The following is a 4,468-nucleotide window of genomic DNA, read 5'->3' as shown; positions in this document are numbered from 1 at the left end:
CCGCCGCCTGGGTGCGCCGGCACGACGTGGTGATCGTGCCGGGCATGGGCGTCCTGGAGGCCACCCTGCCGCTGCGGCCGTGGGGCTTCCCGTACTCGCTGTTCCTGCTCTGCGCGAGCGGCCGGCTGCTCGGCACCCGGGTCGCGCTGGTCAGCGTCGGCGCCGCCGAGATCAAGAGCCGCCCGACCCGCGCCCTGGTGCGCTGGTCGGCCCGGCTCGCCGCGTACCGGTCGTACCGGGACGGCCAGTCCCGGGACGCGATGCGCGCGATGGGCGTGAACACCGCACGCGACGAGGTCTACCCCGACCTCGCGTTCTCCCTCCCTACACCACAGGCGGGCGCGCCCGCCGGCACGCCGGGTCCCGTCTGCCTCGGCGTCATGGACTTCCACGGCGGCAACGACGACCGCGCCCGAGCCGAGGAGATCTACCGGCGTTACCTCGACGGGACGATCAGGTTCGTCCGCACGCTGGTCGAGGAAGGCAGGCCCGTGCGGCTCCTCACCGGCGACCAGTGCGATCTGTCGGTGGTCGCCGCCGTCCTCGACGCGGTCGACTCACCGCTGGTCACCGCGGCCGAACCGGCCTCACTGGCCGACCTGATGAACGAGATGGCGGCCGCCGACACCGTGGTGGCCGTCCGCTACCACAACCTGATCTGCGCACTGAAGACCGGAACGCCCGTGCTCGCCCTCTGCTACGCGGCGAAGAGCGACGCGCTCATGGACCGGATGGGCCTGGGCGCGTACCGTCACCCGGCCCGCGAGGTCGACGCCGACCGGCTCCTCGAACAGTTCCGGGACCTGGAGAAGCACGCGGCGGAGCTACGGCAGACCCTCGCCGAGCGGAACCGGGTCGCCGCTCAGCAACTCGCCCAGCAGTTCACCGCCTTGACCACGACCCTGTTCCCGGCGAACGACCACGCCCACGCCCCACGGAAGGCTTCATGAAAGCGACCGAAGTCCCGGAGATCGCCGGCGCGTTCCTGTTCGAGCCGACGCCCTACGCCGACGAACGCGGCTTCTTCTGCCGCACCTTCGACGCCGACGTGGTCCGCTCGGTGGGCCTGGACCCGGACGCCTTCGTCCAGGACAGCGTGTCCCGCTCGGCCCGCGGCGTGCTGCGCGGCCTGCACCTGCGCTCCGGCGCCGGCGAGGCCAAGCTGGTGCGGTGCTCGTATGGGCAGATCTTCGACGTCGTCGTGGACCTGCGGCCGGACTCGCCGACGTACCTGGGCCGGGCCTTCTTCGAGCTGTCCGGCGAGACGCAGAAGACCGTGTACATCCCGGCGGGATGCGCGCACGGCTTCCAGGCTCTGACCGAAATCGCGGACACCTCTTACCGTATTGACCGTCAGCACGATTCGGCCGAGGACGTGACGATCGCCTTCGACGATCCGGAACTCGCCATTCCCTGGCCGCTGCCGGTCACGTCGATGTCCCAGCGGGACCGGGAGGCGCCGAGCCTCGCCGAGGTCCTGAAGCACCGAGAAAGATGAGGTCGGCGTGCACACCCAAGACACCGAGGGGTTGCTCCTGCCCCGCTCGCGGCAGGCCAACGAGCGGCTGCACGCTCTGATCCCGGGAGGCGCGCACACCTACGCCAAGGGCGACGACCAGTACCCCGAGAACCTGGCCCCGGTCATCAGCCACGGCCGCGGTGCCCACGTGTGGGACGTCGACGGCAACCGCTACATCGAGTACGGCTCCGGCCTGCGATCGGTCAGCCTCGGCCACGCCCACCCGCGCGTGGTCGAGGCGGTCCGGCGGGAACTCGACCGCGGCAGCAACTTCGTCCGGCCGTCCATCGTCGAGGTCGAGGCCGCCGAACGCTTCCTGGCCACGGTGCCGACCGCCGACATGGTGAAGTTCGCCAAGAACGGATCCGACGCCACCACCGCCGCGGTGCGCCTCGCCCGCGCCGTCACGGGCCGCTCGCGGGTGGCCCTCTGCGCCGACCACCCGTTCTTCTCCGTCGACGACTGGTTCATCGGCACCACACCGATGAGTGCCGGCATCCCGGCGGCGACCACCGAGCTCACCGTGTCCTTCCCCTACGGGGACCTGGCCGCCACGGAGGAACTGCTCACCCGGTACCCGGACGAGATCGCCTGCCTGATCCTCGAACCCGCCACCCAGTCCGAGCCGCCGCCGGGGTACCTCGCCGGCCTGCGCGAACTGGCCGACCGGCACGGCTGCGTGCTGGTCTTCGACGAGATGATCACCGGCTTCCGCTGGTCCGACGCGGGCGCCCAGGGCCTGTACGGCGTCGTCCCCGACCTCTCCACGTTCGGCAAGGCGCTGGGCAACGGGTTCGCCGTCTCCGCGCTGGCCGGGCGACGCGACCTGATGGAACGGGGCGGACTGCACGATTCCGGTGACCGGGTGTTCCTGCTGTCCACCACGCACGGTGCGGAGACGCACTCCCTGGCGGCCGCGATGGCCGTGCTCACCACCTATGTCGAGGAGGGCGTGACCGCGCGCCTGCACGCCCTCGGCGAACGGCTGGCCGCCGGTGTCCGCGACGCCGCGGCCGCCGCGGGCGTCAGCGACCACGTCGTCGTCCGGGGCCGGGCCAGCAACCTGGTCTTCGCCACCCTCGACGAGAACCTGCAGCCCTCGCAGCAGTACCGCACCCTGTTCCTACGCCGACTCCTCACGGGCGGGGTGCTCGCCCCGTCGTTCGTGGTGAACAGCGCACTCGACGACGCCGACATCGACCGCACCATCGACGTGGTGGCCCAGGCATGTGCGGTGTACCGAAAGGCACTGGACGCCGCCGACCCCACCGCCTGGCTGGCCGGGCGGGCGGTGAAGCCCGTGTTCCGCCGCCTGGCGTGACCTGATGTGACCTGACGTGACGTCAGCGGTGCTCCCGCGGGCCCGCGTCGGTCATCCGCTCGGCCCGCCGGCCGGCCATTCGGTCGGCCATGCGGTCGACCAGCCACGCGGTCGCCGGTATCACCGCCAGCGCGGTGCACCAGCCGCCGAGGGCGTCGGTCGGGTAGTGCGCGCCCAGGCCGACCTCCGCCCAGCCCATGGCGGCGCCGGCGGCCAGCGAGGCGGCGAGCACGAGTGACGTGCCGGCGGCCCTGCCGAGTCCGAGCCGACCGGTCGCCGGCAGCGCCGCCATGAGGGCGAGAGCGGTGAAGAAGGCGGTGTGCCCGCTCGGGTAGGACAGGTTGCCCGGGCCGTGGATGGTGCGCCCCACCACGTGCTTGAGCAGGGTGGTCGTCCCCACGGTCAGGCCCGTGCCGGCGGCGACGAGCACCGCCGCGCGGGGCCGCCGAAGCAGCAGGCAGGCGGCCACGCAGGCCACGATCACCAGCGCCGATCCCGCGGGTTCTCCCAGGAAGTCCAGGGTCAGGGCGACGTGCCGCCACGGCGGCCGCACACTGTCCGCCGTCGGCGGGACGATCCACCTGTCCACCCTGCCGGGCTCGCTGTGGCCGGCGTACCGGACCCCGAGCACGACGACCACCAGCGCGGCCAGAGCCGCGATCGGCCCGAGCCACCCGCGCAGCGACGGGGGCAGCACCGCGGGCCCCGACCGCCCGGTCACCCACCCACCGCGTCCGGTCGGCCTGCGGTCCTGTGCCGTGATCGGTAGATGGTGTTCCGGATCTTGACTTCTTGAGGCAAGGTGAGGGTGCGGCCCTTCATCCGACCGGTAGGCAGTCATGAATCAGATGCTCCCTGTTTCCCCTGCTCCAGGCCCTCTTGAAGACTGCCCGGCCTGCTTTCGGTGACCTTCTACTTGGTGGCGGTCGAGCCGAACACCCCGCTCATGGGAAAAGCCCGCACACCGCCGCATTCCATCCGGCATATGCGATACACCTCCCCCTCCCGTCGGGCCGACGCCAAGTCATCCGCCGTTACAGCGATGCAGGGCCCCCGAGAACTGCCCGCTGCCGCCCGCCGACATGGGCCTTCGGCTGCTGCTGGCCCCAACTCCCCACCAACGAGCCCCCCGTCGTGTCTGAATTGGCCCGCGCGAGAGCCATCAGCCTGTGCAGCCCCGAACCCCCCAGCCTGTGCATCACCCTGGCCAAGGGCATGGGAATCAGTCTCTATTCGGGACCCTAACCAACAATGCGGTCGCGGCACACCGCCGTCGGAAAGTCCGCGTGTCAACACTCCGCCAATTTTGGTTGCTGGGCTCGCCCGCGCTCGCGCACCCGCCTCCCTGCAACTGACGGCCGCTCAGAAGCGCGTTATCCGTGCGTCCAGTGGCCCAGTGACGCCGACGCGCAGCCCGCCACGAACCACCGGAAACCGCAGGTCAGCGAGTCAGCGCGCCTTCGGCGCGCGCCGGGGGCGTGGTAAATGCCGTGGCGTGCGCCGCAGGTGCTTCTGTCTGCTCTGACGTGGGCTGATGCCGGTCCGGGACGCTGGAGGGGTTCGTTCCGGCCGAAACCGATCCTTCTGTGATGCCGGTGAGCTCGCAGGTCAGCATGGTGCCGGGGGCC

At 71.4% G+C, this 4,468-nt stretch carries 5 protein-coding genes; 3 read left to right on the top strand and 2 right to left on the bottom strand.

Annotated elements, in window-relative coordinates:
• The 3 genes from ACWDA7_RS50775 to ACWDA7_RS50765 all read left to right on the top strand — a co-directional run.
• The coding region (locus ACWDA7_RS50775) for a polysaccharide pyruvyl transferase family protein (protein WP_450614738.1) at nucleotides 1-950 on the top strand (950 nt) is incomplete at its 5' end.
• Nucleotides 947-1,498: a dTDP-4-dehydrorhamnose 3,5-epimerase family protein gene (locus tag ACWDA7_RS50770; protein WP_450614736.1), complete on the top strand. Its 552-nt coding sequence runs from the start codon at nucleotides 947-949 to the stop codon at nucleotides 1,496-1,498. The genes ACWDA7_RS50775 and ACWDA7_RS50770, both read left to right, overlap by 4 nt.
• Before the next feature lie 7 nt (nucleotides 1,499-1,505).
• Nucleotides 1,506-2,840: a glutamate-1-semialdehyde 2,1-aminomutase gene (locus ACWDA7_RS50765; RefSeq protein WP_450614734.1), complete on the top strand. Its 1,335-nt coding sequence runs from the start codon at nucleotides 1,506-1,508 to the stop codon at nucleotides 2,838-2,840.
• 22 nt (nucleotides 2,841-2,862) lie between these two features.
• Here the strand turns inward: ACWDA7_RS50765 and ACWDA7_RS50760 are convergent, their stop codons facing one another.
• Both ACWDA7_RS50760 and ACWDA7_RS50755 read right to left on the bottom strand, forming a co-directional pair.
• Entirely contained in the window at nucleotides 2,863-3,561 is a 699-nt protein-coding gene (locus ACWDA7_RS50760; RefSeq protein ID WP_450614732.1) for a phosphatase PAP2 family protein, read from the bottom strand.
• 720 nt (nucleotides 3,562-4,281) lie between these two features.
• Nucleotides 4,282-4,468 (bottom strand): hypothetical protein (locus ACWDA7_RS50755; protein WP_450614730.1); only part of this gene is annotated, 187 nt, incomplete at its 5' end.

The organism is Streptomyces sp. NPDC001156 (genome assembly GCF_053598275.1).
This window is presented reverse-complemented; position numbering and strand designations above follow the sequence as displayed.